A 26,515-nucleotide genomic window follows, 5' to 3' on the forward strand; every position below is an offset into this window, starting at 1 on the left:
ACTGTCACCGCGCCACCCGCGGCTGGAGTAGGCATTTTAAGGTTTGACCAGACCACATAACGGGCACCACTGCATTCGGGCACTTATTAGTTGACTCGCGTCGGAGGGAGGTCGGACATGCCGCATACCGTCACCGCGAAACGTCCGCCCACTGACGACGCCCGTATCCTGGAATTGCCAAGCAAGGTGAGCAGCGTTCCGGAGGCCCGTCATACGGTCTCGGACGACCTACGGAATTCCGGCGTGCCTCAGGCAGTGGTCGACAACGTGCTCATGGTGGTGACCGAACTCGTCACCAACGCAGTGCGGCATGCTGAGCCGTTGCGCTTCTCCGATACCCGTCGCGGTGTTCGCCTCCGCTGGATCGTCATCGACCACCATGTCCTGATCGACGTCACCGACGGCGGTGGACCGGACCAGCCGCGCTTGCGGCGTGCGGCCACTGCTGATCCGGAAGGCCGCGGCCTGGCGATCGTCGACGCGCTTGCCAGAGACTGGTCGGTGAGATCGACGAACGGTGAGGTGACGGTGCAAGCAGTCGTGGGGCCATGGGAGCGGCGCGGCGCCGAGTGAGCGTAGTGGCCGGCCGAGGAACGAGACCGTCCGCGCAGCGAACGAGAAGCCAAGCGCGACCAACCAACCCACAGCGGCGCGGCGCCGAGTGAGCGTAGTGGCCGGCCGAGGAGAGACTACCTGTCATGGGTGGTGCGGCGTCTTCGGTGCGGTTAACCGATACCCTCGGTGATTGTGAGTACCAGCGTAGAGATTCCCGTGGTCGGCCCACGCGAGCCCTGCCCGTGCGGTTCCGGCAAGCGTTACAAGATCTGTCATGGCAAGAAGGCCAGGTCAGCGGGCCGCCAGTACGTCGCGCGGCCGTTCCAGGGCCTGCCCGGGGAGTGTGACTGGGTAGCGCTGCGCGAAATCGTCTCGGCCGCCACGGCAACGGTCACGTTGACCGGTGAGCACGCGGAACGTGACGTCGTGGCGGCGACGATCCTCCCCGGCGCGTATGCGGCCATGGTGCGGGAGAGTGGGCAGATCCTGCTCGGTCTGCAGACCGTTGGCGCCACCGGCGATCCCAGCGCCGATCTGGGGCACGCCTTGTCCACCGCTCTGGCGGCCGAGCCCGGTACTCCCGTCGTGGTGGGGCCGCGGCCCGCGGACGCGCCCCGGCTGCAAGATCTCGTCGATCCCGCATCGGCGTTCGACGTGACGGTGCATTCTGGCTTCGATTTCTGGATCGATCCCGAGTCGGAACCCACCGCACAGGATCGATCCCTGCTCGAGACCGCGAACGAGGCTGTGGTCCCCACCGCGCGAATCCCCTCGGCGGAGGCGGCGTATTGGTGCAAGCTGGGTGATCGCGACCAGGTCAGGTGGGTCATGCCCCACGACGAGGAGCCGCTGCTCAACGCCTTGGCGAAGCTCCATGCTCGTGGTGAGGACAGTCTCGGCGATGGCACCAGACTGCTCGGCACGTTTCGTGCCCACGGGTTGCTCACCCCGGTGTGGGACCTGGTCGACGGCACTCAGCCTGAGCAGGTTGAGGAGCCGGTGGCGGAGCTGCGTAAGCGACTCGCCGAGGCCTTGGCCGACGACGCGCCGCTGACCGGCGACGAGCGTCGTGCCCGTGCCGGGCTGGCCAACCGCCAGGTCACGATCCGCTGATCGACAAGGAGAAAGCGTCGTTTCGACCGGAACGTAGAACCCCGGTCACACATGACGGGGGAACATGTGCGACCGGGGCCTGCTCAAGATTACATTCTCCTGGGGTCATACGTCATTTGCCGTAGCAACTTCTTTCGCGGAACCAAGGAAATCCCGTTCTACCGGGCATGACATACAGCGGGGACCGCCGCGGCCGGTGCCGAGCTCGCTCCCGGGTATCGGGAGCACCTCGATTCCGGCCATTTCCAATCGCGTGTTGGTTTCGATGTTGCGTTCGTAGGCGACGGCCAGCCGGGGTCCGATGGCAAGCGTGTTGTTGCCGTCGTCCCATTGCTCCCGTTCAGCTGTGACGGGGTCCAGGCCGGTATCGATGATGCGAAGCTCCGGGATTCCCATGGCTTCGGCAGCCGCCTCGAGAAACGGCGCGGGCGTCCCCACTACCAGCTCGTCGCCGTTCATGCGCAGCGAGATCGCCTCCAGTGTCTCTGCGGCGCTCGGGTACATCACCACAGCATCGGTGTCGACCATGGTGCATACCGTGTCCAGGTGCATGGTGGCCCGGTCCTGTGCGACGGGGACGGCCAGCACCGTAGTGGCGAGTCCCTCGCCGAGCACGTTGCGAGCCAGGCGCTCGGCACCTGCCGGCGTTGTCCGCTCGCCGGTCCCGACTGCGACGACACCCGGGCCCAGAAGAAGCACGTCGCCGCCCTCCAGTCGCTCCAGCCGAGACGAATAGACCGTTCGCACGCCGGCAAAACGCGGGTGATGCTGATAGATCGCCGCGGTAAGGCTGGTCTCTCGCATTCGCGCTTGCATCGCCAAACTGCTGATCGCGACCCGGTCACCCACCCATACGCTCGAATCCCGGGTGAAAACGAGATTCGGTAACGGGTCAATGACGAACTCGCTACGTTTCATCAACGCGTAACCGAGGCCGCGACCTTCAGTGAATTCGTCGTGGGCGAGGCCTGCGACTAGCGTGTGAGCAAGGTCTTCCGGGTGCAATCCCTCAAGATGACTGCGGAGCACATCGCGGAGGGTGTCACCGAGACGAGGGTCGGTGAGAACGGCCTCGATGCATTCAAGTCTGGCGTCGGCGATCGTCAGCGTCTCGCCCAGCAATTCGCTCAAGTACAGGACCTCGACGCCGTGGTCCCGCAAGGTCTGGGCGAAGACGTCGTGCTCTTCCTGCGCCCGGCCCACCCAGGGGATGCCGTCGAACAGCAGAGCGTCGTTGTTCCGGGGGGTCAGCCGCTTCAGCTCGGCCCCCGGGCGGTGAAGCATCACCGTGCGCAGCCGTCCTACCTCGGAATCGGCACCCTTCGCTCCTGGCCCCGCGACTACGGCAGCGATCTGTGTGTTCATCCGCCGACACTATTCGATGACGCTGGCTCCGCGGTGCCAGCGAGACGAGCCCGTTAGAGTGTGTGAGGTGAGTGAGACGTCCGTGTCCGGTGTGGCGGTCATCATCCCGGCATTCAACGAGCAAGACCGAATCGCCGCCACCGTGCGGGCCGCCAGTGGCCTCCCGGGCGCCGACATGGTGATCGTCGTCGACGACGGCTCCACGGACCGCACCTCGGCCGTCGCGTCCGAGGCGGGAGCCACGGTCGTCGGCCATGCCCGGAACCGCGGCAAGGCCGCGGCCATGGAGACCGGCGCGACGGCGGTGACGGCCGTGGAAGGCAGCGAGACCCGCCAGGAGCGCCTTTCCGCACCCCGTGCGCTGCTGTTCATCGATGCCGATCTCGAAGACTCGGCGAGTCGGGTCGCGCCGTTGATCGAACCGGTGGTGTCCGGGGCAGCGGACATGACCATCGCCGTGCTTCCTCCGCAGCGCAGTGCCGGTGGCGGCCGTGGCCTCGTCGTCGATCTGGCGCGCAACGGCATCGAACGAGCCACCGGCTGGACTCCGCGCCAGCCCCTGTCGGGTCAGCGCTGCCTGACCCGCGACGCGTTCGCGGCCGCCCTGCCGCTCGCTCCAGGATGGGGGGTGGAGACCGGCCTCTCCATCGACCTGCTCCGGCAGGGCTACCGGGTACTCGAGGTGGACGTGGATTTGCATCACCGGGTGACCGGCACCGACTGGCGGGCTCAGCTGCACCGTGCCCGGCAATACGCCGGTGTCATGCGCGCGCTCGGCACCCGCGGCGTGCGCCCTTCCTTACCTGCCGGCCTGCGCCGTGGGAACCGCTGAAGACTCCAGCGCGTCGTTCTGGTACTGGTCCCGGCGCGCGGCGGCGACGGCCGAGACCACCAGCGGGATCCCGACGGTCAGCAGCAGGCCCGGAATGATGATTCCCGAGTCATTGGCCGCGAAACCGGCGGCACCGGCGATCAGAGCAGCCCAGACGACGTAGTCCATGATCGGCCAGCGCCGCATCGCGTCCTGGGCTCCACCCACGCCCGGCCTGCGAACCAGCCAGATGATCACGATATAGGCCAGCGGCACGAGCCACGCGTAGAACGGCAGCCTGTCCAGCGTGCCGAGTGACGCGCCGAATTTCCGCCACACCACGGTCAACGCCTCACCGGTGGCCAGATCGTCGAAGAACCCGCCGAAGTGCGTGCGCGAGCCCGCGGGACGCAGCCAGTCCAGCCAAGCGATCAACAGGAAGACGGCGAGAGCGGCGACGCCGGCGCCGGCCAGCTTGACGATGGTGAGGCGGACGCCGAGCACCCCTATCACGAGCACCGCGAAAGCCGGTATGGCCGCCAGGATGCCGCCGACGTCCGCACCGGCCTGCGGCGCACCTACCGCCATGGTGGCGAGCAGTGCGATTCCGGTGACGACTACTCCCGCCGCCCGGCGTGACCACCCGCGGTCGATCAGCCATTGCGCCAGCGCACCGGCCGCGACGATGCAGGCCGCGATAAAGATCGCGAACGGGATGTTGCCCAGGCCGTAGAACCTTCCCGCCACCACGGGCGACAGACCCAGGAGGCTCAGTTGCTGAAGGTTGGACCCGGTGGTGACGTCGGCAGCCATCACGAACGCCGTCACGCCACCGACGATGCCGGCTGGTCCGTACACACGGCGTCGCCACGGTCCGGACAGGGCCACGGTCGTGATGGTCACGCTCAAGGTCAGGATAATCGCCCAGAGCAACAGCGCCGGATGGTTCGATCGGGCCCAGGGAAAGAGATTCGCCAGGTACGACGAGACGGGGAACGACGCGATGCCTATCGCCCCGAAGTGGACGACGCGCAACACCGAACCGCGGATCGCGGGCCGCCTCCACAACAGAAGCAGAGCCGCACCGAAGAACAGCAGCTGGCCGACGCCGAGCAACTGGAAGAACGGGCCTGACTGGGTCCGGTATATCTGCGCAGCCTGATTGGTGCTGAGCAGTTGGTCGACAGTGCTGCCGGCGTCGGCGGGATGAGCACCCGCCACGCGCCACGGCCGCCCCACGGTGCCGGCGGTCGGCTCGTCCAGCCCGGCGTACTCCATCAGCGTCGACGCGAGGTCGGTCAGCTGCACGATCCCGGACCAGCGCGTGGAGGTCGACGTCAGCCAGCGGGCACCGTATTGCGCACCGTCGGACATCGGCCCCGTCGCCACGGCCACCCGCAAGGCTGAGCCGGCCACGTGTGTGGGGTCGTTGTGCAGCGGGATCGCCGTAGGCCCGCTGTCGGATATCCCGGTGACGAGCAGCGCCGTGTTCTCCGGCAACTCCTCGATCAGCATGTGGATCAGCTCGTCCATGCCGCCGGCCACCTGACGCCGTTGCTCCAACGCCGTCTGCCGCGTCGCCTCGTCGCTCCCTGCCCGCGCCGGCGGCGGCAGGGCGCCGAAGTCGATCACGGTGACCGGGCAGCGGCTGATCATGTCGCCGTCCACCTCGCCCGGATTGGGCTGGTAATTCGCAACCCGGCCGTCAGGGTCGGCGAGCGCCAGGGCAGCACCTGGGCCCACGGCCGTGGTGCAGACGCCCACCTCGCCAAGCCGCTCCGCGAGCAGCCCCAAAGTGGCGTTGTAGGCGTGGTTCTCCTGCTCGTCCAGGTAGTCCGACCAGCCGGGAACAGTGGCCACGCCATCCTCGCCGACCTCGGGTATCGGCGAGGGCCGGCAGTAACGGTCCGCCGATCCATCCTGGTCGGAGTCGATGAGGTCGCTGGATCGCCGTCCCGAACTGACAGTCAGCCAGCCGTCCACCGCGCACGTCCGGGAACGGATGGTGCGCACCGTCAGGGAAGCCGCGGCATCCGTGCCGGCCATGGCGTGCAGCGTGGGCATGTCCTCGGGTGTGACGTCCTCCCATGCCAGGCCGGCGACGCCGACCAGGACCACCCCGGGCCTTTCCTGGGACTCGGCTTCGCCGGTGGCGCCCACCGGAGCGGCAACGAGAGGTACGAGCACGGCCGCCAGGACGAGCGCCAGCCAGCTCCGTCCCACCAAGCGCGCGAGGGCGCACGCACCTGGTCGCATGTCGCGCACGAGAGCTGGAACCACGCTCAGATGCTTCCACACCGAGTATCCGGCAGCACGGGCAACCCATGGCACTGACGCCGAGTCGCTACCCGAATGTGACCCGCCATGGTGCCCGGAACCCCTTGCCGCACGATCGTCTACCGTCGTCCAGTCGACAACGCCTCGGCGGCTGCCCAGGTTCCGGGCCCCTGGTCTTAGAAGGCTTCTTCAGCGAGATCCATGAGCGCGTTGTCCGTGCCCTCCACGACGGCCCGCTCAGCGGTCAGCCGGGGAAGCACCTGCCGGGCGAAGAACTGGGCTGCGGCCACTTTGCCCTCGTAGAACGTACGGTCGGCAGGGCGAACCTCGCCGTCGAGCCGCTCCAGCGCCACGGCAGCCTGCCGAAGAAGCAGCCATGCGACAACGACGTCTCCCATGGCGAGAAGCAAACGTGTGGTGTTCTGCCCGACCTTGTAGACGTTGCGCGGATCGCCGCCTTCGGAGGACGGATCCGCGGACATGAGGAAGCCGGTCATGGCTCCGAGCATGCCCTGCGCGTCTTCCAGCGCGGTGGCGAGATGCTCCCGCTCAGCCTTGAGAGTGTCGCCTCCGGCCTCAGCGGAGAGCGTGGCCTGAATCTGCTGCGACAGCCAGCCGATCGCCCGCCCGTTGTCCCGGACAATCTTGCGGAAGAAGAAATCCAGTCCTTGAATGGCAGTGGTGCCCTCATACAGGGTGTCGATCTTCGCGTCGCGAACATACTGCTCGATCGGGTAGTCCTGCAGGAAGCCGGAGCCGCCGAAGGTCTGCAACGACTCCGAGCCGAGGACGATCCATGAGCGCTCCGAACCGTAGCCCTTCACGATGGGCAGCAGCAGGTCGTTGACCCGTTCGGATGTCTCGTCGCGCTCGCCGCGGATCTCGGCCTCCATCACCGCGTCCTGCATAGTGGCGGTGTAGAGCACCAATGCCCGCATACCCTCGGCGTACGCCTTCTGAGTCATCAGCGACCGGCGAACGTCCGGGTGACGCGTGATGGCGACCCGCGGGGCCGTCTTGTCCGAGACCTGTGTGAGGTCGGCACCCTGTACCCGGTCCTTGGCGTATTCGAGAGCGTTGAGATAGCCGGAGGAGAGGGTGGCGATCGCCTTGGTCCCGACCATCATCCGCGCGTACTCGATCACCTGGAACATCTGCGCGATGCCGTCGTGCACCTCACCGAGCAGATACCCCACGGCCGGTTCCGACTCTCCGAAGGTCAGCTCGCATGTGGAGGAGACCTTCAGCCCCATCTTCTTTTCGACGTTGGTGGCGTAGACACCGTTGCGTTCACCGAGCTCGCCGGTCTCCGGGTCGAATCGGACCTTCGGAACGATGAACAAGGACAAGCCCTTGGTCCCCGGGCCGCCCGCACCCTCGACACCCACGGGGCGGGCGAGGACGAGGTGGATGATGTTCTCCGTCATGTCGTGCTCGCCGGAGGTGATGAAGCGCTTGGTGCCTTCGATGTGCCATGTGCCGTCGGGCTGCGGGAACGCGCGAGCCCGCCCGGCACCCACGTCGGATCCCGCATCGGGCTCGGTGAGCACCATGGTGGAGCCCCAGCCCTTGTCGATCATGATCTCCGCGATCCGCTTCTGGGACTCGGTGCCGTTGCGCCATACGATGCTCGCGAACGCCGGTCCGGATGCGTACATCCATGCGGCGGCGTTCGACCCGGTGATCAGTTCGGCGATCGCCCAGTAGATGGAACGAGGCAGCGGCGTGCCGCCGAGTTCCGGCGGCACGGTGAAGCGCCACACCTCGGAGTCGACCAGTGCCTGATAGCTCTTCCGGAACGACTCCGGCACCGTGACCGTGCGCTGTTCCGGGTCATAGACGGGCGGATGGCGATCCGAATCCTCGTAGGACGCCGCGAGTTCCTGCCGGCTCAGCCGGTCGACCTCAGCCAGGATGCTCCGCACCGTGTCGAGGTCAAAGTCCTCGAACGGACCACGCTCCAGCAGCTCGTCGCGGCCCAGCACGTCGAAGAGGGTGAAGTCGATGTCGCGAAGATTGGACTTGTAATGCCCCATTGTTCCTCCGTCAGGCTCCGGGACCCGCTTGGTTACCCGCCAGTAACACCCATGATGCTACCCGTGAGTAACTTTCGCAACCACGCGCATTCGGTCAGCCCGGCTCTTGATCATTGCCCCCGAGGTGGTGAAGTCTCTTGCACAGACAAGTTGCCTCGGCCGGACGTGGGCAATAGCGGGTGGGCTTAGCGGTCACACAGGCCGCTGAGGCCGTCCGATGCACGAGGAGGTCATTGATTGAGGCTCACACCTGCGGAGAAGGCACTTCGCGATGCGCTCGAGCAGGGTGGCGAGGCCGTGCTGGGCAGGGACATCGATCCCCGGGCGATCGCCAGCGCCGACGAGTTCCCCGAGTCCCGCGTCGTCCGTGCCGACGTGCTCGCGGAACTGGTGCGCGACGGCAGCGCAGCGTACGGGGCCGCAGTCCGGCTGACCGGTGCCCGTGTCACAGGCGACATGCTCTTCCGCTACGGCCGCCTGGGCAGGCCGATACGGCTCGACCTGTGCTGGGTGGACGAGACCGTCGGGTTCGCCGAGCTGTTCATGGCCGGGATCGAGCTGACCCGGTGTCATCTGCCTGGCCTGCGGACTGAGTCCGTTGACGTCGAGGGCTCGTTCACCGTGCGCGACTGCCACCTCGGGCCGACGATGCTCGCGGATACCCGTGTGCATCGCTCAATGTCGTTCGAGGACAGCCGTTTCATCACCGCAGAGACACCCTTTCGCGCACACAACTTCAACGTGTGGGGGAACCTCCTCTTCGACCGCGCCCGCATGTTCGCCGGTGGGGAGGACGCCCTGCACACGGAGCGGTTCGCCGTCGGCGGGCGGCTCGGCCTCGCGGGACTGCGGGCCCGAGGCTCCGTGGTCTTCTCCGGAGCCTCGAAGGTGGATGGCAGAGTGGACATGACCAACGCTGTCATCCGCAACGGCGACGGCACGGCCGTCGACGCCCGGCGGCTGACCGCGGCGGGACTCTACGGCGACGGGATGCGATGCACCGGAACGCTCGACCTGCGGCACGCCACCATCACCGGCACCGTCGCCTTCAACGGGGCCGTGCTGGCGTGCCCGAAGGGCTACGCCCTGCATGCCGGCGACGTCGCCGCGGATCGCATCGAACTGGAGAGCGGCGCGCGAGTGCAGGGCGCGGTCTCCCTCCCACGCAGCGTCATCCGGGACACCCTCGCCATGCGCGGGCTCAGCGTCCGTGAGACCGCCGGCCGTGCCGTCGTCGCCAGCGGTGCCCGGATCACCAACCTCGTGGCCGACAACGCCAGCTTCGACGGGCACGTGGCGCTCGACGAGATCGAGGCCACCTACGTACGCCTGGTGGACACGCGCGTCTCGTGCCCGCATGACGCATGGTCGGTCAGCCTCCAGTCCGCGACGGTTCGACGAGAGCTGAACTGTGAGGGGCTGTACAACGAGGGAACACTCAACGCGTATGCAGCCAAGGTGGGCACCGGACTCGTTCTCAGCGGCGCTCGTCTCAACCGGCCCGACGGGCGGGCGTTGAACGCCTCACGTGCTGTGATCGGCGGCAGGATGACCTTCGGCGAGGCATTCCAAGCCGACGGCGACATCGACCTCTCGCACGCCGACATCGGCAAGAGCCTCGCCATGGACGGCGCGCGGGTGGCCGGCAAAGTGCGACTGTTCCGATGCCGGGTGCGAAGCGATGTGCTGTTGCGCAACGCCACAGTGGAGGGCGCGGGCATCGTCATCGACGGTATCGGCCTGCGCGTCGACGGCCGGTTCACCGCACGGAACCTGGTGGCGCGCGGCGGGCTCCGGCTGACGGCGATCTCCACCGACAGCCTGGTGCTCACCGGAGCAAGGCTGATCAACCCGGACGCGAACGCCCTGATCGCCTCCCGCGCAGAGGTCCGTGGAGACCTGGTCGCGGGGAACGACCCGTACTCCTCCAACGCGGGTTCGTTCTGGGCCGAAGGCCGGGTGATCCTTCGCGACGCCACGGTGGGTGGCGATGTGATTCTCGACGGCAGTGTTCTGCGCGCTCCAGGTCACCACGCTCTTGATTGCACGGGCATCAACGTCGGCGGAAAGGTGTCGTTGCACGGCACAGAGGTCGACGGCACGGCGGGGCTGAACCAGGCGCGCGTCCGGCGGCGGATCGTGTCGAACGGAGCCAAGTTCACCGGGAACGGCGTGGAGTCCGCGGACGGGCCGGTGGTCCTGAGCGCGCTGCGGACCATCTCCGGCGACCTCGTGATCGAGGGCGGAAGCTTTCGCGGAGCGGTACGTCTCACGGGGGCGACGTTCGACTCCGGCGTCCGGATCAACGGCGCGAGCATTACGGCCGGCAGCGGCGTCGCCCTCGTAGCGGCCGAGCTCACGTGCGGCGTCCTCCGGCTGTCCGAGCTCGACGTTCAGGGTGCCGTCGTCCTGGCGCGCAGCCGGGTCAGCGGTGATCTGATCTGCGAGGCGATGTCGGTGACCAGCGAAAGCCGACCCGTCGTGACCACCCGGGAAGCGGAGATCGCTCGTCGGCTCTCCTTGGACGGCCTCGTCGTCCGTCGTCCCCGGGTGATGTCAGGCTCCATGGATCTCGATCTCTCGGCGATACGGGCGGGATCAGTCGATCTTCCACAGGGCGAGTGCTCGGTCGACCTGCGCGACGCCGCGGTGCGCACCCTGGTGCTCGATCCCACCGACACCACCACGGTGTTGCTCTCCGGACTGACGTTCGACGATCCCGGCGGCGCGAGCGTGGAGACCGCACTGGCGTGGCTTCGGCGCGATCCGACCGGCTATCAGCACCAGGCATACGAACAGCTCGCCGCCCATTACAGGCGGATCGGCGACGACGCGGCTGCCCGGACGGTGCTGCTGGCCAGGCACCGTCACCGCCGCGACCTGCTGGGGCGCTCGTCGTTCGGCCACCTGCTCATGAAGGCCTGGGGATACATTCAGGACGCCATGGTCGGGTACGGCTACCGGCCAGGGCTGGCGGCTCTGTGGTTCGCGGGGCTGCTCGCGTTCGGCACGGTGTACTTCGCGGGCAAGACGCTGGACCCGATCGATGTGAACCGGCAGCCGACATTCACCTCGTTCGGGTATTCGCTGGACCTTCTCGTTCCGGTGCTGCGACTCGAGCAAGCGGCATCGTTCGACCCTCGGGGCCTCGACCTGTGGGTGGCATACGGGCTGATCTTCATGGGCGCCGTACTCGTCACCACGATCGGCGCGGCCGTCACCCGGATCCTCGGACGTCGATGACACCGTAGGACCGAGTGAGCGGGACCGCATCTCAGGCACGGCCGGCAGACTCGATACAGTGAGGTGTGATCTTGATGGAACGCCACGGCGCGTCGGTACGTCTCATCGACATGAGACGACTTGGACAATTTGTCACGGTATTGGCGAGCGCCACGGTGCTGGCCGCGTGCGGGAACGGTGGCGACGACACCACCGCGGTTCCCGACGATGGCGACCCCGGGTCGCAGACCGAGGGCATGCCACTCGCCGGCACCTACTGGGGTCTGGACGAACTCTCGGCCGACGATTCCACGACCGAGATACCCGACGACGTCGGCGCGTACCTCCTGCTCGAGGACGGTGCCGTGGGCGGCAACACCGGCTGCAACACGTTCGGTGGAAACGCGGAGATCAACGAGGACGACGGCACTGTCGAGTTCTCCGAGGTCTTCTCGACGATGCGCGCCTGCAGCGGTGCGCAAGGAGAGTCGGACTCCGCGATGATGGCCGTCCTGCAGGGCACGGTCATGGTCGAGATCGACGGTGAATCGCTGACACTCACCAACGCCCAAGGCGACTCGCTCCAGCTGAGCGTCACCGAGGAGCCGCCAGCCGACGACGTGCCGGCCGGCGACTCGGAGGACGACGAGTAGCTCGAAACGTGGACGGTGACCCTCTGTCCACAGATTCTGTCCACAGCATTGTGGGTATGCGGGGATGTGACCAGGATCGCCTGTGGATGATCCTGTGGACATCGCGAGCTGGTGAGAATCTTCTCGCGAACCCCTTGCGCTCGGCGCTGGCTGAGGACTAGACATGCTCCAACGTCCTCACGGGAGACGGAATCTCGAAGCCGGGGCAACCCGGCGGAGGGCCCGCCCACGTGCGGACTGGTCGACCGGACAACGGCGGGCCGACTTCGCGGGAGACCGCGAGGCCACATCCGATGTGTGGGTGCCCGTTCGGACCGGAGGGCCGGCCGTGATGCGCCGCGACGCGGGAAACCACGTCAATCGGCGTAGCCGCAGACATCGGCTGCGGCGTCGAGGTACCCGGTCCCCGGGTGCCCCGGCTGGCGGCCAACAGAAGGCCCCTCGGACCGCTGTTCCGAGGGGCCTTCGCCATGTCTATCCTAGGCTGGCCCCAGCTTCGAACTCCGACACGCAGGGCAAACGCGATCATGCAGTCGGGCACTCCCACCGCCCCAACAGCCGGCGGTGTGGAACATGGTCGTCCGGCATCCAGGCGCCCCAACAGCCGGGGGTGTGGGACGTGGTCGTCCGGCATCCAGGCGCCCCAACAGCCGGGGGTGTGGGACGTGGTCGTCCGGCACTCTAAGAGCTTCCTGTGGGCATGCTTCACCGCCCACAGGACGCGACGCCGGACGACTACGTCCCGCACCCCCTCCGGCGCGGCGCCTCTATTCAGCGGCGAGGGCGGCGACCGGCGCGGCCTTGGCCGCACGACGACCGGGTAGCACGCTGGCGACCAATCCGGCCAGGACGGCGACGAGCAGGATCACGCCGAGACGCGGCCATGGCACTGTCAGCGTGGTATCCCACACGGTGCCGAGCGTGGTCAGAGTCCCCAACCAGCCGTAGACCGCACCCAGAGCGATCCCGACGAGCGCGCCCACTCCCGCCACGATCATGCCTTCGATGGCGAGCATGGAACGCAGCTGGCGCCGGGTGAGGCCGAGGGCTCGCATGGTCGCCGATTCCCGTGTTCGTTCGATGACCGAGAGCGACAGGGTATTGCTGACGCCGATCAGGGCGATGAGCACGGCGACCGCGAGAAGCGCAGTGACCACGGCGAGCATCGTGTCGAGCACCCGCGAGATCTCGGAACGTTCGGCGGCTGCGCCCAGGACGGGCACCGCGGTATCCGTCGAAGCCACCTGGCTGATGGAATTCTGGATCTCCCGGATCACGGTCTCCGGATCCGCGCTCGGGTCCAGCGCCATCCACAGCCGGTTGAGCTCCGCGTCCGGCGCGAGGCTCATCAGGTCGTCGCCGGTGACGATGACCGCGTACTCGGGGAACCTCGCCACCTGGACGTCAAACTCGGCGGACCGGCCGTTCACGGCGAGCGTCATGGTGCCTCCGTCCTCCACACCGAGTTCCGAGACCAAGGTCTCCGGCACGACGGCGGTACCGGGAGCCAGTGCCGCAAGCTCCTCTTCGGCTCGGACGACGCCGCGCGCGGCGCCTGGATCCACACCGAGAACACTCACGACGAGTCCGGTGGCGTGAGGCGTGGCGACCTCGGCGTGGGCGCCGTGAAGCGGCACCGCCGTCGAGATGCCAGCGACCGTGGTTGCGGCGTCCACGACCTGGGGCTGAAGTGGTGTGGGCACTGCCATGCCCGGCTCGGAGACACCGAAGGGCTCGTCGCCCACGCTCACGTCCACGGCATACCGCTCGTCGAGCTCGTCGTCGAGCGTCGCCTGTGCCGATGCCGCGCCGACGGACATCATGGCGACCAGCGTCACACCGATCAGCAGGGCCGCTGCCGTGGACGCCGTGCGACGCGGATGACGCATCGCGTTGACGGCGGCGATCCGCGCCGGCACTCCACCCTGCCGGGCGAGCACCCGCCCGACCGCGGCGACGACCGGTGGGATGATTACCACCGCTCCGACGATCACTCCGAGGAAGGACACCGCGCCACCGGCCATGCCGACGATCAGGCCGGCCGAGACGTCGCCGCCGTAGGTGGTGAACACCACGCCCACGGCCAGCAGCGCTCCGCCGGCCAGCAGTAGGCCGGCGGTGACGAGCATGCGCCTGGCGGATGCCCGAGAACGGCAGGCCGGCGGGACGCTGGGACGCAACGCGGCGAGTGGCGCCACCTGAGTGGCGGCACGCGCAGGGGAGAGCGCCGCGAGGATGGTCACGAGGGTCCCGACCACCAGCGGGATGATCGCCGCGAACATCGGCACGGGCACACCCGTGGGCAACCACGTGACGTCGAAGACCCGGCCCAGGATGGCCAGTGTCGCTTGTGCCAGCGAGATTCCGGTGGCGATGCCGAGGACGGATGCACCGATACCGAGCGTGGCCGCCTCTGCCAGGACTCCCCGGCGTACCTGTTTGCGCGTCGCTCCGACGCAACGCAGCAAGGCGAGTTGACGAGTCCGCTGAGCGACCAGCACGGCGAAAGTGTTCGATATGACCATTCCGGCGGCGAACATCGCCACCGCACCAAAGCCCATGAGCACTGCGGCGAGGAGATAGGTGTCCGCGGTGAAGTCGGCGGTCACGGCTTCCGCATACTCGTCCGCGGTCCTGACGACGCTACCGTTCTCCCGCAGCAGCGGCTCCAGGGACCGGCGCAGTTCTCCCGCGGAAGTGCCCGGCTCCGCGACCGCCATCAGCAGGTGATACGTCGGTTCGGCGTCATCGGGGATGCCTGACCACCGGTTCAGGTCACCCTGCTCGGCGAAGACCCCCGGCAGGTCCGCGTCGAACGCGGCGCCAGGATCGGGGAAGATGCCGGAGACGGTGACGGTCTCCGTCTGGCGCTCCCACGTGTCGTCCGAGGTCCAGACATCCACCTCGATGTCGAGCGTGGATCCTGCGCGCGCATCGAGACGCTCGGCGATCGGCTCGGAGATGACGATCTCCCCCGGGCCGTCGGGATACGTGCCGTCGGCAAGCTGCAGGCGGAGCTCGGACGTCTGCGGAGTGGGCGCCGCCATCTGATAGTCCGACTGCCCGCCGGCGTTGAGGACGACGCTGGCCCGGTATCGTCCGTCGGCGCCCGCCACGCCGGAGGTGGCGCGGACCTGCTCCAGAACGTCCGGGGTGAGTATGCCCTGGGTGGCGATGACATCCGCGTTCGGATAGGCGGTCAGGATGGCGTTGTACGCCGTGCGCTCGATCAAGCTGGTGCTCAGCAAGGTGGCCGTCACGAACGCGGTGGCGATCACGATGGCCACGCCCGCGGCGACCAGCCGGCCGACGTTTGCGCGCATCTGGGTCAGGGTGGCTCGTAGCATCTAGAGCTCAGCTCCCCGGAGCCGGTCGAGAGCGGCGACGACGCGTTCGGGCGTCGGCTCGTCGATGTCCCCGGCGAGCCGGCCATCGGCGAGCATGACCACCCGTTGCGCGTACGACGCGGCTACCGGGTCGTGCGTCACCATCACGATCGTCTGTTCCAGCTCTCGGGCGCCGCGGCGCAGGATGTCGAGAACCTGGGCGCCGGCACGGGAGTCGAGGTTGCCCGTGGGCTCGTCGGCGAAGACGACGTCCGGCTTGGTGACGAGAGCACGCGCGATCGCGACTCGCTGCTGCTGGCCGCCGGACATCTCGGCCGGGCGGTGCGCCAGCCGGTCCGCCACGCCGAGGGTCGTGACCAGTTCGTCCAGCCATGCTCGTTCGACCTTGCGGCCGGCGAGGTCCATCGGCAGTTCGATGTTCTGCTGGGCGGTCAACGCGGGCAGAAGATTGAAGGACTGGAAGACGAAGCCGACGCGATCCCGGCGCAGGAGGGTGAGCTCGTGGTCGCTGAGGCCGGTCAGCTCAGTGGTGCCGAGCCAGACCCGTCCGGCCGTGATCGTGTCCAGCCCGGCCAGGCAATGCATGAGCGTGGACTTCCCGGAACCCGACGGACCCATGATGGCGCTGAACTTCCCCGCTTCGAACGCGATGTCGACCTCATCGAGCGCCCGGACCGCGGTGTCACCGGCGCCGTAGACCTTGGTGAGTCCAGCCGCTGTGATGGCGTGTTGGCGGCTGCCGGTCCCCGGCTCACCGGCCGCCTGGTCCGGCGTCGCTGATATGAACATGAATGCCTCCTGTTGTCATGTGCAAAGACGACGGTAGGCGGGTGCGGCCCGCCGCTCGTCAGTGCTGAGGCTGGTCTTCGCCTCAGCCTGCGGCCGTATGCCGGGACGAGTGGATCACCCTGCGGGCTGACGCCGACGACCACGCTCAGCACCGAGGCTGTACCGCATGTCTACAACCCCGCATGTCACTACTCGGCGCGGCCTGCTCGGACTCCTCGGAGCCGCCTTGCTCGGCGGTACCGGGGCCGCGGTCCTGGCCGGAAACCGTGGAGACCCCCTGGGTTTGCCGGAGTTCAGCCGAGACCCGGCCGGCGGGCCCGAGCCCCACGGTGACGAGCCCAGCGCCGGACGGCCCGGCGATCCGCACGTCATCGACCCCTCGCTGGATGAGGGTCCCGAGCCGGGCGATCTCACCACCGAGATGGCGGAGCGAGTCGACCAGGCAATCCGCGCGGCAGCGGAGGCAGGGCTGAGCCTGACCGTCACGTCGGGCTGGCGCAGCCACGACTACCAGCAAGGACTCTTCGACGAGGCCGTGCATCGGCACGGTTCGGCGGAGGTCGCCCGGCAATGGGTGCTACCGCCCGACGAGTCCATGCACGTTCGAGGGCTCGCCGTCGACGTCGGCCCCGAGGACGCGGCGGCATGGCTCGCCGAGCACGGCTGGCGGTTCGGGTTATGCCAGCGCTACGCCAACGAGCCGTGGCATTTCGAGCCCACCACCGCGCCCGGGGGCGCCTGCCCGGATCTCGAGGCCGACGCCGGCGGCTAGCACACGTGATCCTGGCCAGCCAGTGGCGCGCCGGGCGCGGACCACCTCGTAGTAAATGCCTTGCGGCCGTGGGACGGCACTGTTAAGCACGTACCGTGATCAACGCCGAGGCCATCGCGAACAAACCCACTCTGACCGGCGAGCGGATCAGACTCGTCCCGCTAGGACCCCGGCACGTCGACGCGACGTTCGAGGCGCTCCAGGACCCGGAGGGCCTGCGGCTGACCGGGACCCATCAGACCTTTACCTACGAACAGATCGAGCGCTGGTGCGCCAGCCGGGAGGAGCAGCCGGATCGGCTGGACATGGTGATCGAGCTCAACGACACCGGCGCGTACGCGGGCGAGCTCAGCGTGAACGAGTTCGACCTGGACAACGAGTCCGCAGGGTTCCGCATCGCCCTCGTCAGCGGCTTCCAGGGGCAAGGTATCGGACCCGAGGCGACCCGGCTGATCCTCGGCTACGTCTTCGACGTGGTGGGCCTGCATCGCGTGCAACTGGAGGTGTTCTCCTTCAACGAGCGAGCCCGGCGTTCCTACGAGAAGTGCGGCTTCGTCGTGGAGGGACGCCTTCGGGATGCGCTGTTCTGGCACGGCGAGCGACACGACACCATCGTCATGGGCATACTGCGCTCCGAGTTCAGCAGCCTTCACGGGTGAGCCAATCGCAAATCACGCCTCGTCCAGCCGGGCGATCAGTGTCTTCGGGGCGACGGCGCGGTACGCGTCGGTGACCAGTTCGGAGACCTCCTCCCAATCGACCGGCACATCGAGCCACACACCGAGCCAGCCGCGATGCCCGACGTACGGCGGCCTGAAGTAGCGCGACGGCTCCGCGGCGACGAGCGATTCCTGCACGCCGGGCTCGGCCGCGCACCAGAAGCCCAGCCGATCATCGTGATGGTGGTCGGCGTACATGACGAACGTCTTCTTCCCGCGGATGAACCAGGTCGGTTCACCGTGACTCAGGCGCTCGGTGGTCTCCGGCAGCGCCAGGCACAGGCGCCGCAGTCGTTCCAGCGGATCGGCTGTCATTCACAGCATTCTGCCAAGGCATCCGTTCCGGCCCAATCCTTTCGCTGGCCGGCCCCGCCACGCGTGCGGCTCAATGGTTGTCGTTGGGCTTCACCAAGCCGGTCTGATAGGCCACGACGACGGCCTGGACCCGGTCACGGGAGTTGAGCTTGGCCAGGATGCGGCCCACATGCGTCTTCACGGTGGCCTCGGAGACGACGAACCGGGCGGCGATCTCACTGTTGGACAGCCCGTACGCCATCTGCACCAGGACCTCGCGCTCGCGGTCGGTCAGCGCGTCGAGCGCGTCCGCGCCGGCGTCGGGTTCTTCCTCGCGCAGCAACGGTGCCACGTGGTCGAGCAACCGCCGAGTGGTGCTGGGGGCGATCACCGCGTCACCCCTGAAGATGGTCCGGACAGCGGCGAGGAGCTCTTCCGGTGGAGCGTCCTTGAGCAAGAATCCGCTGGCTCCGGCCTTGATCGCGGCCAGCGCGTACTCGTCCAGGTCGAATGTCGTCAGCACGATCACCTTGGGTGCGGGCGCGTAGCGCGGATCGCCGAGCAGGCGGCGGGTCGTCTCGATCCCGTCGAGCCGCGGCATCCGCACATCCATGAGCACCACGTCGCACCGGGTCACGCTCAGCTTCTCCAGTGCCTCCGCGCCGTTGTCCGCCTCCGCGGCGAGCTCGAGATCAGGCTGCGAGTTGATCACCATGCCGAGTCCGGCACGTACCAGCCGCTGATCGTCGACGAGGACGACTCGGATCGGATGCTGGGCGTCTGGTATGCGGCTCGACTCGGCGTCCGGCGAGTCGGCTGTCCATGGTCCGGTCACCGCTGCATTGTCTCCCGGGCGACGTACGGAAGGTGTGCCCGCACCGCGAAACCCCCACCCGGAACCGGCCCCGCGCTGAGCCTGCCACCGTAGAGCGTGGCCCGTTCGGTCATGCCGGGGATGCCGTGCCCGGTCGTGCCAGGTTCCGGGCGCAACGCGCTGTCGGCAGCGGCACCTCGGCCGTCGTCGGTGACGGCGATCATCAGGCCGGCTGGAGTCCAGTCCATTCGGACGTCGGCTGATACATCCGGGCCAGCGTGCTTGAGCACGTTGGTCAGCGCCTCCTGGACGATGCGGAACGCGGCCAGTTCCACCCCCGAGGGAACGGGCCGTGGGACGCCCGTGGTGGTGAAGCGCACGTTCAGCCCACTCTCGCGTACCCCGTGGATGAGATCGTCCAGATCCGCGAGGCTCGGCGTAGGTGATCGGGTACCGGCGTCGTCGGTGCGCAAGACGCCCAGCAGGCGCCGCATGTCGGTCAAGGCGGCACGCCCGGTCTGCGAAATGGTCTCACAAGCGCGGACGGCGGCGTTCGGGTCGTCCGCGGCGGCGTACCTGCCTCCGTCGGCCTGAGCGATCACGATCGACAAAGAATGCGCCACCACGTCGTGCATTTCCCGGGCGATCCGCGCTCGCTCGTCCGCCGCTGCCAATCGAGCCTCCTGTTCACGCTCCGCTTCCAGCCTGCGCGCGCGTTCCCGCAAGCCTTCCAGCTGCTGACGCCTGACCCGCTGAAGATCTCCCAGGGCCCACGCCGCCAGAACGAGGGCGACGATGCCGACGGTCACGAGCCCAGCCGAGAAAAGGTCGATGTAGACGTAACGGGCCGCCGCCATCGGAGCGCCCAGCAGCCCGAGTGCCAGGCCACCGCGGCTGGCCCATCGCGGCCCGTAGGCGGCGAGGGCGTGCAGGGCGATGAGCACGCCGACCTGCGCGGCCTGAATCGGGAGCGCGAGGAACCACTGCATCAGCGCGGTGGCAGCGACGATACCGCCGCTCCACACCGGGCGCACCCGGCGCAACGCCAGGGGTAGCGTCAGCCCGGCCGAGATCAGCGGCAGTCCCACGGAATCGAGGACCTGGTTGACCCCCATCCCGATCTGCCAGAGCCCGTTGTAGCCGGAGTAGGTCCAACCGAGCGGATCGAAGAACACCGGCCACCCGAAGAGGCCGAAGACCAGGAACAGCGCGACGGCGAACACGGAGTCCACCAGCAGCGGGTTCTCCCGCAGCCAGAGGTAGAACCGATCTCGGCGTCGCACAGCCAACGACCCTACGCTCTGGACATGCGGGCTCACGTCATCCTGCGGACTGACTCACGCGTCCGCCGTCCACTCACGGGCGGACCGCGAGGCGCCTCCTAGAGACTCAGCCGCCTCATCGCACGGGTGCCGACGACGGCTCCGACGGCGGCGACGACGCCCGCCACGAGGAAACCGAGGATGATCGAGGAATGACCGAACTCGCCGGCGAACAGCGTCCGCTGCGCCTCGACCACGTGCGCCAGGGGATTGACCCGGGAGATCGCGTGCAGCCATCCAGGCGCCAGATCCATGGGTAGCAGCGCTCCGGACGTGACGATGATCGGTGTGTAGAAGATGGCGATGACGCCCCAGAACGCGTACGCGTTCTTGAGCACCAGGCCCACGGCGAGCGACGCGATGCCCAGCGCGGCCGCCAGCACGGCAAGCTGCACGACCGCGACGAGCATGCCGTCCAGGTGCACCTGCAACCCGAACGGAACCGTCACGGCCACCACGACGACGCTCTGCACGACGACGATCGCCATCACCCTGAGTACCCGCCCCATGAGCAAGGCAAAGCGGCTGACCGGCGTCACAAGCATGCGCTCCATCGAACCCGCCTGCCGCTCCTCCTGGAGGCCTGATCCGATGAAGGCGGCCGTGGTGAAAACCATCAGCACGAGCATGCCGGGCACGAACCATTGGATCGTGTCGGTGTCCGGCAGGCCGGGAACATCACCGAGTCCGGCTACCAGCGGCGCGAAGAGCACCAGCAGGAGCAACGGGTCGGCCAGCGCCTCGATGTAGGGCCACGGCGTCCGTACCTTGGATCGAAGCTCGCGCTCGAAGACCGGTGCAATGGATGTGAGCAAAGCCATGTTCGTTCCTCTCGCTACGTTCGTTCGTCTCCGCCTGGCGATCAGTCGTCGTCGCGCAGGCTGCGGCCGGTCAGAGTGAGAAAGACATCGTCGAGGGTGGGCCGTTTCACCTGCGCGCTGCGCAATGTGATCCCGGCTGAATCCAGTGCCCGCACGACGTCGGGCAGCACGGCGTCACCGTTCTCGACCCGGAAGCTCAAGCGGCTGTCGCCCGCTTCCACATCGTGGGCAGTGGGGACGCGGCTCGCCACGTCCCTGGCGGCACCGCTGTCGTCGTTCTCGGCCAGTGCCACCGTGACGAGGTCACCCGACACCTTCGACTTGAGTTGGTCCGGCGTTCCGTCGGCGATGATCCGGCCGTTGTCGATGACGACCACCCGTTCGGCCACCGCGTCCGCTTCGTCCAGGTAATGCGTGGTGAGAACGATCGTCACCTCGTCGTCCCGGTGCAGCCGCCGGATGTGCTCGAGGAGGTTGGCGCGGCTGTGCGGATCGAGTCCCGCGGACGGCTCGTCCAAGAAGACGAGGCGGGGACGGTGGATGAGCCCCATCGCGACGTCGAGCCTGCGGCGCTGGCCACCGGAGAGCCGAGCGACGTCCCTGTCTGCCTGCTCGGAAAGGTCGAGCCGATCGAGCAGCTCTGCCGCCCGCGCGCGGGCCGTCGTCCGGTCCAATCCATGGAACCTGCCCTGGATGGTCAGCTCCTCGTTCATCCGCAGACCGTCGAGGGAGCCGTTACCCTGCCCGATGTGGCCGATCCGGCGCCTTACCTCTACCGGATCACGGACGACGTCGAAGCCCGCCACCTCGGCCGTCCCGGCGCTGGGCGGCAGTAGCGTCGTCAGCATCCTCAGCGTCGTGCTCTTGCCGGCCCCGTTGGGGCCGAGGAAGGCGACCAGCTCTCCCGGCTGCACGTCGACGTCGATGCCACGCACGGCTTCGACGGTTTCTTTCTTCAAGGTGAAGCGGCGAGTCAGATTCTGGGTGCGGATCATGATCATCTCCTGGGTGTGTGCTGGACTGTCGGTGTCGATTCACGAGGTCAAGCGACGTACGGCCGCGCGGCGTGTGCTTCGCGGAGCGCTTCGGCCCACCAGGTGAGCTGGCGAAGCATCCGCCGTACCGCCACATCGGTACGCTCGCCGTCCCGCGGGCGGCCGTCGTGGAGGGTGCCGTCTGCCAGGTCGAAACTGACCACGTCGGGGACAGTGACCACGTGGAGTGCCGCGAACACCAGCCGGAGCTGTTCGACGGCGCGCGTGCCGTGCCCGCCGGTTCCGTAGGCAACGAAGCCCACGGGTTTGGCGAACCATTCGTCACAGCCCACGTCGATGGCCTGCTTGAGCGACGCCGGGTAGCCGTGGTTGTACTCCGGGGTCACCAGCACGAACGCCTCAGCGCGGTCGATCGTGGCGGTGAGCTCCCGCATGGGTAGTGTCGGACGCCGCGGAAGTCGTCGTGGAAGGTCGTACCGGGCCAGGTCGACGAGGTCGACGGTGAGCCGCTCATCCTGGGCGGCGCGCCCAGCAAACCACCGGGCGATCGACTCACCGGTTCTGCCCTCCCGGGTGCTACCCACGATGACTGCAGTGCGCAGCGGAATCCGTGCGGTCGGTGACGATGTTGTACCGGTCATAGTCCGGTTGCGTGTGTTCGCGGCCATGGTGACCTCCGGTAACGTGTGCTCTCGTCTAGGAGGCGCTGGTTGGCGTCTAGCGGCCGCTAGACGCGGTCGAGCAGGCGAGCCGAGGCGGAGACGACGGCTCTGGAGGCGTAGGCAGTGGCACCAGCACTTGTCGGCCGTGAGCATCCGGCTGCGGTGATCCGTGCGGAGGTCCAGCGGACCCGGACAGGGCACGGCGGGCTGCTTCTGGTCACCGGCGAGCCGGGAGTCGGGAAGACAGCGCTGATCGCCGAGATGCTGCGCCAAGCCGCCGCGGATGGCTCACTCGTGGCGGGTGGCGCGTGCTGGGACCGGCAGGGCGCACCCGGGTACTGGCCCTGGGTTCAAGTGATCCGGGCGCTGGAGCGTCAGCTGGACCCACAGACCTGGGCCGACGCGACGTCAGCAGCCGGGCCCGGCCTGACGTACCTGCTCGGGGACTTCACCGAGCCGCCCCCGATGAGCGACCTCGACGAGGCGGCGTTCCGGCTCTGTGACGCGGTCACGACCGTGCTGGTCACCGTGGCCCGCAGCCACCCGCTGGTGATCGCGCTCGAAGACCTGCACTGGGCCGACGTGTCCTCGCTACGGATGCTCGATTTCGTGGTTCGCCACGTGTTGTTCCACCCGGTGTTGCTCGTGGGCACGTACCGCGACGTCGAGATCGAAGCGCCGGACCACCCGTTGCGGGAGTATCTGCGCCCGCTGGAGCTCAAGGCGACCACGGTGACCCTCACCGGGCTGGAGCTCCTCGACGTCGCCACACTGGTCGAGCAGGTCACCGGCCTGCAGCCGGAGGACGATCTCGTCGCCGAGATCCACCGCCGTACCGGCGGCAACCCGTTGTTCGTCGAACAGCTGGCCCGCCTGTGGCAGATCGGGAGTTCGCTGGACGTCGCGCCGCCCGGCATCAAGGACGCGGTTGACCGGCATCTGTCCTACCTACCGAAGGCGATCGTCTCCGTCCTCGCCGACGCAGCCATGATCGGGCCGGAGTTTCACCGGAAGACACTCGCAGCTGTCGCCGGCCTTCCAGCGGCGGAGGTGCATCAGCGGTTACAGCAGGCGGCGCTGGCGCGGCTGGTGACGCAGCACGATGCCGGTCGCTTCACGTTCACCCACGACCTCGTCAGAGAGGTTCTGTACAGCTCGCTCGCCCCGGACGAGCGCCGACGCCGCCACGCTGCGGTGGTCCAGGCCGTCAAGGATCGCCCGCTGGAGGGCGTAGCGGCACGCCTCGCCCACCACGGATACCAGGCGGTGCCCGACGTCCCGGTCGGCGAAGTCACCGATTACCTTCTCCAGGCAGCGCATGAGGCCGCATGCCGGCTGGCGTCGGAAGAGGCGGCGACGCACTTCAGGCGGGCGCTGGAGCTCTTGCCGGACGACGACCACCGACGCCCCCGCATCATGCTCAGTGTCGCGGACCAGTACCGGCGCGCTCTCCGGTTCGACGACGCCCGGCACGTCTACGAGGAGGTGGGTGATCTGGCGCGGCGCATCGGGGACGACGATCTCGCCGCACACGCCGACGCCGGGCTTGCCGAACTGACCGGCTTGTCCGCGCAAGAGCACAATCGGCGAGGGGAGAACGGCGATGCTGGCTCAACCGCTGTGTTCCGCCGTGACGGTGCTGTCTGGACGCTCGCATACGCCGGCCACACGGTCCATGTGCCCGACGCGAAAGGACTTCACGATCTCCATGCCCTCCTCAGCCGTCCCGGAGCTGACATCCCGGCCGTCGAACTTGTGAGCCGGGGCGGCGACGACGAGATCCGCGTCGCGCACTCGCTCGGGGGTGATCCGGTGCTCGACGAGACAGCCAAGGCCCATTACCGCCAGCGCCTGGGTGTCCTCGACCAGGAGATCGACCGGGCACTGTCCCGGCACGACGACGCCAACGCCGCAGAACTCGACCGCGAGCGCTCGGCGCTCCTCGGCGAACTGCGCCGGGCGGCCGGACTAGGTGGGCGCGATCGCAGGCTGGGTGACGAAGCAGAGCGATCACGCAAGACTGTCACGGCCCGGATCCGGGACTCCCTCCGGCGACTCGACGCGTCGCACCCCGAACTAGCCGGACACCTGCGAACCGCGGTATCCACCGGCACGGCGTGCCGCTACCAGCCACCTGCAGACATCTACTGGGAACTATGATGCAGGTCACGGTGACTTGACCTTAACTTTAGTTGAGCTCATACGGTCCTTCCAGAAGACTTCGCCACTCCAAAGCATGAGGCGACGACATCACTGAGAGGATCGAGATGACCACCACTGCTCCGCCCCGAGCGGGCTCGCGGGAATGGATCGGGCTGGCCGTCCTGGCCCTGCCCGCCATGCTCGTCGTCATGGACCTCACGGTCTTGCACCTTGCCGTACCGCACCTCAGCGCGGACCTCCAGCCCAGCAGCACGCAACTGCTGTGGATCACCGACATCTACGGCTTCCTGATCGCCGGCTTCCTCATCACCATGGGCAGCCTCGGGGACCGCATCGGGCGACGACGGCTGCTGTTCATGGGCGGCGCCGCCTTCGCCGTCGCCTCCGTGCTGGCCGCATACTCCACGAGCCCGGAGATGCTCATCGCCACCCGGGCCTTGCTCGGTATCGCGGGGGCGACGCTGATGCCCTCCACCCTGTCCTTGATCCGCAACATGTTCCTCGACTCGCGGCAGCGCACCACCGCGATCTCGATCTGGGCGATGAGCTTCATGGTGGGCGGTTCAATCGGCCCGCTCGTCGGCGGCGCACTGCTGGAGAACTTCTGGTGGGGGTCGGTCTTCCTGGTCGGCGTGCCCGTGATGGTGCTGCTCCTTGTGGTGGGTCCCTTCCTGTTGCCGGAGTACCGCAGTACGAACACCGCGCGTCTCGACCTCGTCAGCGCGCTCCTGTTGCTGGCCACCGCGCTGCCGGTCATCTACGGCATCAAGGAACTCGCCAAGGACGGCTGGAGCCCCGTTCCGGTGGCGGCGATCGTCGCGGGCGTGGCGGCCGGCGTCGTCTTCCTCCGCCGCCAGCGCACCCTGGACGATCCGCTGATCGACGTGAAGCTCTTCCGGAACCCCGCGTTCAGCGTCTCCCTCGCCGCCATGACCGCCGCCACGTTCGTCATGATGGGCCTGAACCTGTTCATCATGCAGTACCTCCAGCTGGTTCACGGGCTTTCGCCGTGGCGGACCGGGCTGTGGGTGCTGCCGATGACGGCGGCCGGCATCATCGGCATGATGCTGGCGCCCACGCTCGTGCGCTGGATCCGGCCGGCGTTCCTGATCTCTGCCGGGCTCTTCATCGGCGCAGTCGGTATCGCGTTGTTCGTCCAGGTGGAAGAAGGGAGCGGCATCGCGCCGCTGATCGTCGGCGCGGCCATCATGGCCGGAGGATTCTCACCTGCTGCCGCGCTCGGCATCGACCTCGTGATCGGTGCCGCACCACCGGACAGCGCCGGAGCGGCGTCCGCCGTCTCCGAGACCAGCCAGGAGTTCGGCGGCGCACTCGGGTTGGCGATCCTGGGCAGCATCGGTACCGCCGTGTACCGCAACCAGCTCGCCGACGTCCCCGCGGGCACACCGGGACCTGCGGCCGACGCGGCCCGGGACACACTTGCCGGTGCCTTGGTCACGGCAGAGAACCTGCCGGCAGAGGTCGCTGTCCCGCTGGTGAACGCAGCCCAGGCCGCCTTCACGCAGGGCCTGCACATGACCGCCATCACCGGGTCGGCACTGGTCGCCATCGCCGCATCGTTCGCCGCGATCCTGCTGCGTCACATTCGCCCGTACGCGGGACACAGCGAAGAGGTCGCGTCCGCGGCGGAGCACGTCGCGTCCGCTGCCCCTGCGCTTCCGGACACGCCTGTCCTGGAAGTCGACGTCATACCCGCCCCTAGCCGGACGGGGGATACGGTGGCGGAGAGAAGCTGACCGGCAGCATCCGGCGGGGACTCGCGCC

General features: G+C 68.0%; 19 protein-coding genes and 2 pseudogenes. 10 read left to right on the plus strand and 11 right to left on the minus strand.

Annotation, left to right across the window (positions count from 1 at the left end; all coding sequences use genetic code 11):
* Positions 1 to 117: 117 nt before the first annotated feature.
* Together G1H11_RS08350 and G1H11_RS08355 are read left to right on the plus strand one after the other, a co-directional pair.
* On the plus strand, positions 118 to 573 hold the full coding sequence (locus G1H11_RS08350) for an ATP-binding protein (RefSeq protein ID WP_163818004.1): 456 nt from the start codon (positions 118 to 120) through the stop codon (positions 571 to 573).
* Between the two features lie 168 nt (positions 574 to 741).
* Positions 742 to 1,668, plus strand: a complete 927-nt coding sequence (locus G1H11_RS08355; RefSeq protein ID WP_343074833.1) for a DUF5926 family protein — start codon at positions 742 to 744, stop codon at positions 1,666 to 1,668.
* A 105-nt stretch (positions 1,669 to 1,773) separates the two neighbouring features.
* Here the strand turns inward: G1H11_RS08355 and G1H11_RS08360 are convergent, their stop codons facing one another.
* Positions 1,774 to 3,033, minus strand: a complete 1,260-nt coding sequence (locus G1H11_RS08360; protein WP_163818006.1) for an arginine deiminase — start codon at positions 3,031 to 3,033, stop codon at positions 1,774 to 1,776.
* A 67-nt stretch (positions 3,034 to 3,100) separates the two neighbouring features.
* Here G1H11_RS08360 and G1H11_RS08365 point away from each other — a divergent pair, with 67 nt between their 5' ends.
* Complete coding sequence (locus G1H11_RS08365) at positions 3,101 to 3,865, plus strand: glycosyltransferase family 2 protein (RefSeq protein ID WP_216843572.1); 765 nt, start codon at positions 3,101 to 3,103, stop codon at positions 3,863 to 3,865.
* Here G1H11_RS08365 and G1H11_RS08370 read toward each other — a convergent pair.
* Both G1H11_RS08370 and G1H11_RS08375 read right to left on the minus strand, forming a co-directional pair.
* Positions 3,833 to 6,100: a hypothetical protein gene (locus tag G1H11_RS08370; RefSeq protein ID WP_163818010.1), complete on the minus strand. Its 2,268-nt coding sequence runs from the start codon at positions 6,098 to 6,100 to the stop codon at positions 3,833 to 3,835. The two genes, G1H11_RS08365 and G1H11_RS08370, sit on opposite strands and share 33 nt — an antisense overlap.
* Positions 6,101 to 6,297: 197 nt before the next feature.
* Positions 6,298 to 8,157 (minus strand): acyl-CoA dehydrogenase, encoded by a 1,860-nt coding sequence (locus G1H11_RS08375; RefSeq protein ID WP_163818012.1) that lies wholly within the window; start codon positions 8,155 to 8,157, stop codon positions 6,298 to 6,300.
* Between the two features lie 237 nt (positions 8,158 to 8,394).
* On the opposite strand from G1H11_RS08375, the gene G1H11_RS08380 reads away from it, so the two are divergent.
* Together G1H11_RS08380 and G1H11_RS08385 are read left to right on the plus strand one after the other, a co-directional pair.
* A complete protein-coding gene (locus tag G1H11_RS08380) occupies positions 8,395 to 11,400 on the plus strand; it encodes an AsmA family protein (RefSeq protein ID WP_163818014.1) in 3,006 nt (1,001 codons plus the stop codon).
* 110 nt (positions 11,401 to 11,510) lie between these two features.
* The gene (locus tag G1H11_RS08385) at positions 11,511 to 12,032 is read left to right on the plus strand and encodes an META domain-containing protein (RefSeq protein WP_163818016.1); all 522 of its coding nucleotides are present in this window, start codon (positions 11,511 to 11,513) and stop codon (positions 12,030 to 12,032) included.
* A gap of 767 nt (positions 12,033 to 12,799) precedes the next feature.
* Here the strand turns inward: G1H11_RS08385 and G1H11_RS08390 are convergent.
* Both G1H11_RS08390 and G1H11_RS08395 read right to left on the minus strand, forming a co-directional pair.
* Positions 12,800 to 15,355 (minus strand): ABC transporter permease, encoded by a 2,556-nt coding sequence (locus G1H11_RS08390; RefSeq protein ID WP_163818018.1) that lies wholly within the window; start codon positions 15,353 to 15,355, stop codon positions 12,800 to 12,802.
* A gap of 24 nt (positions 15,356 to 15,379) precedes the next feature.
* Positions 15,380 to 16,168, minus strand: a complete 789-nt coding sequence (locus tag G1H11_RS08395; protein ID WP_163818020.1) for an ABC transporter ATP-binding protein — start codon at positions 16,166 to 16,168, stop codon at positions 15,380 to 15,382.
* Positions 16,169 to 16,334: 166 nt separating this feature from the next.
* Here G1H11_RS08395 and G1H11_RS25180 point away from each other — a divergent pair, with 166 nt between their 5' ends.
* Together G1H11_RS25180 and G1H11_RS08405 are read left to right on the plus strand one after the other, a co-directional pair.
* Entirely contained in the window at positions 16,335 to 16,940 is a 606-nt protein-coding gene (locus tag G1H11_RS25180) for a M15 family metallopeptidase (RefSeq protein ID WP_216843573.1), read from the plus strand.
* A 95-nt stretch (positions 16,941 to 17,035) separates the two neighbouring features.
* Positions 17,036 to 17,599 carry a GNAT family N-acetyltransferase gene (locus tag G1H11_RS08405; RefSeq protein ID WP_163818022.1) on the plus strand — a complete coding sequence of 188 codons (564 nt, stop codon included), beginning with the start codon at positions 17,036 to 17,038 and terminating at the stop codon, positions 17,597 to 17,599.
* A 12-nt stretch (positions 17,600 to 17,611) separates the two neighbouring features.
* On the opposite strand, the gene G1H11_RS08410 is transcribed toward G1H11_RS08405, so the two are convergent.
* The 6 genes from G1H11_RS08410 to G1H11_RS08435 form a co-directional block, all read right to left on the minus strand.
* The gene (locus G1H11_RS08410) at positions 17,612 to 17,974 is read right to left on the minus strand and encodes an MmcQ/YjbR family DNA-binding protein (RefSeq protein ID WP_163818025.1); all 363 of its coding nucleotides are present in this window, start codon (positions 17,972 to 17,974) and stop codon (positions 17,612 to 17,614) included.
* 70 nt (positions 17,975 to 18,044) lie between these two features.
* Positions 18,045 to 18,740, minus strand: coding sequence for a response regulator (locus tag G1H11_RS26975; protein ID WP_163818426.1), 696 nt, complete (start codon positions 18,738 to 18,740; stop codon positions 18,045 to 18,047).
* A gap of 44 nt (positions 18,741 to 18,784) precedes the next feature.
* Positions 18,785 to 20,050: a DUF7134 domain-containing protein gene (locus G1H11_RS25665; protein WP_163818027.1), complete on the minus strand. Its 1,266-nt coding sequence runs from the start codon at positions 20,048 to 20,050 to the stop codon at positions 18,785 to 18,787.
* A gap of 98 nt (positions 20,051 to 20,148) precedes the next feature.
* Positions 20,149 to 20,910, minus strand: coding sequence for an ABC transporter permease (locus G1H11_RS08425; protein WP_163818029.1), 762 nt, complete (start codon positions 20,908 to 20,910; stop codon positions 20,149 to 20,151).
* A 41-nt stretch (positions 20,911 to 20,951) separates the two neighbouring features.
* Positions 20,952 to 21,905: an ATP-binding cassette domain-containing protein gene (locus tag G1H11_RS08430; RefSeq protein WP_163818031.1), complete on the minus strand. Its 954-nt coding sequence runs from the start codon at positions 21,903 to 21,905 to the stop codon at positions 20,952 to 20,954.
* Positions 21,906 to 21,952: 47 nt separating this feature from the next.
* Positions 21,953 to 22,546 (minus strand): NADPH-dependent FMN reductase, encoded by a 594-nt coding sequence (locus G1H11_RS08435; protein ID WP_163818033.1) that lies wholly within the window; start codon positions 22,544 to 22,546, stop codon positions 21,953 to 21,955.
* Positions 22,547 to 22,690: 144 nt separating this feature from the next.
* Between G1H11_RS08435 and G1H11_RS27400 the strand changes: the two are divergent.
* The 3 genes and pseudogenes from G1H11_RS27400 to G1H11_RS08445 form a co-directional block, all read left to right on the plus strand.
* Positions 22,691 to 23,200, plus strand: a pseudogene (locus G1H11_RS27400) (AAA family ATPase); the annotation flags it as partial.
* Between the two features lie 981 nt (positions 23,201 to 24,181).
* Positions 24,182 to 24,727: pseudogene (locus G1H11_RS27405) on the plus strand (ATPase); the annotation flags it as partial.
* An 89-nt stretch (positions 24,728 to 24,816) separates the two neighbouring features.
* Complete coding sequence (locus tag G1H11_RS08445) at positions 24,817 to 26,487, plus strand: MFS transporter (RefSeq protein ID WP_425501201.1); 1,671 nt, start codon at positions 24,817 to 24,819, stop codon at positions 26,485 to 26,487.
* Positions 26,488 to 26,515 lie beyond the last annotated feature (28 nt).

It is taken from the genome of Phytoactinopolyspora alkaliphila, assembly GCF_010550695.1.
GTDB lineage: Bacteria > Actinomycetota > Actinomycetes > Jiangellales > Jiangellaceae > Phytoactinopolyspora > Phytoactinopolyspora alkaliphila.

Bases quoted from the DNA above. Each gene is read 5' to 3' on its own strand.
- G1H11_RS08350 (WP_163818004.1), top strand. From the start codon at position 118: ATGCCGCATACCGTCACCGCGAAACGTCCGCCCACTGACGACGCCCGT.
- G1H11_RS08360 (WP_163818006.1), bottom strand. From the start codon at position 3,033: ATGAACACACAGATCGCTGCCGTAGTCGCGGGGCCAGGAGCGAAGGGT.
- G1H11_RS08370 (WP_163818010.1), bottom strand. From the start codon at position 6,100: ATGCGACCAGGTGCGTGCGCCCTCGCGCGCTTGGTGGGACGGAGCTGG.
- G1H11_RS08375 (WP_163818012.1), bottom strand. From the start codon at position 8,157: ATGGGGCATTACAAGTCCAATCTTCGCGACATCGACTTCACCCTCTTC.
- G1H11_RS08385 (WP_163818016.1), top strand. From the start codon at position 11,511: ATGAGACGACTTGGACAATTTGTCACGGTATTGGCGAGCGCCACGGTG.
- G1H11_RS08390 (WP_163818018.1), bottom strand. From the start codon at position 15,355: ATGCGCGCAAACGTCGGCCGGCTGGTCGCCGCGGGCGTGGCCATCGTG.
- G1H11_RS08395 (WP_163818020.1), bottom strand. From the start codon at position 16,168: ATGTTCATATCAGCGACGCCGGACCAGGCGGCCGGTGAGCCGGGGACC.
- G1H11_RS25180 (WP_216843573.1), top strand. From the start codon at position 16,335: ATGTCTACAACCCCGCATGTCACTACTCGGCGCGGCCTGCTCGGACTC.
- G1H11_RS08410 (WP_163818025.1), bottom strand. From the start codon at position 17,974: ATGACAGCCGATCCGCTGGAACGACTGCGGCGCCTGTGCCTGGCGCTG.
- G1H11_RS08425 (WP_163818029.1), bottom strand. From the start codon at position 20,910: ATGGCTTTGCTCACATCCATTGCACCGGTCTTCGAGCGCGAGCTTCGA.
- G1H11_RS08430 (WP_163818031.1), bottom strand. From the start codon at position 21,905: ATGATCCGCACCCAGAATCTGACTCGCCGCTTCACCTTGAAGAAAGAA.
- G1H11_RS08435 (WP_163818033.1), bottom strand. From the start codon at position 22,546: ATGACCGGTACAACATCGTCACCGACCGCACGGATTCCGCTGCGCACT.